Annotated in this window: 1 protein-coding gene; it reads left to right on the top strand. The window is 47.5% G+C overall.

Annotated features, from left to right (window positions below; genetic code table 11):
• Nucleotides 1–524 (top strand): pyocin knob domain-containing protein (locus Y887_RS20870; RefSeq protein ID WP_162199187.1); only part of this gene is annotated, 524 nt, incomplete at both ends.

The following is a 524-nucleotide window of genomic DNA, read 5'->3' as shown; positions in this document are numbered from 1 at the left end:
TGGAGCAATCCCGTCTGGGATAAACCTTTTTGCTTTGACTGGTTCATGGTTCGGTCAGTCTTTTCCGGAGGGGGATGCGAATGCTTCACCTTCTTTAACTTATCCTGTTCAGAAGGGTGGGGTTTTAGAAGTGTTGCAAACAGGAGTGTTGACTGAATCTTGCGTTCAAAGATATTCCGTTTGGGATAGTGGAATAATATATGCGCGCGCCTACTCTGCTGAATCTCAGACTTGGTTTCAGTGGCGCAAAATATATACAGATAAGGATGTAATTCCAATTGCCAACGGCGGAACGGGGCAAACGACCGTTCAGGGAATGAAAACAGCATTCGGGTTTGGTTCTGTTGCTGATCAAGACATTGTTCCAACTTCCATGGGCGGAACAGGCTCAGGGGATAATGCGCAAGCGTGGTTGAATATTCGCCCACAAGGTTCAACGCCGCTCTCTGGCGACCCTGTGAATGATTATGATGCTACAACTAAGCGTTGGGTCGAAAACTTAGTCAACACAGGCACCGTTGGAC

Origin of the sequence: Xanthomonas pisi DSM 18956 (assembly GCF_001010415.1) — a bacterium.
Taxonomy (GTDB): domain Bacteria; phylum Pseudomonadota; class Gammaproteobacteria; order Xanthomonadales; family Xanthomonadaceae; genus Xanthomonas; species Xanthomonas pisi.
The sequence above is the reverse complement of the archived record's forward strand: the minus strand, read 5'-3'. Positions and strand labels throughout refer to the sequence as shown.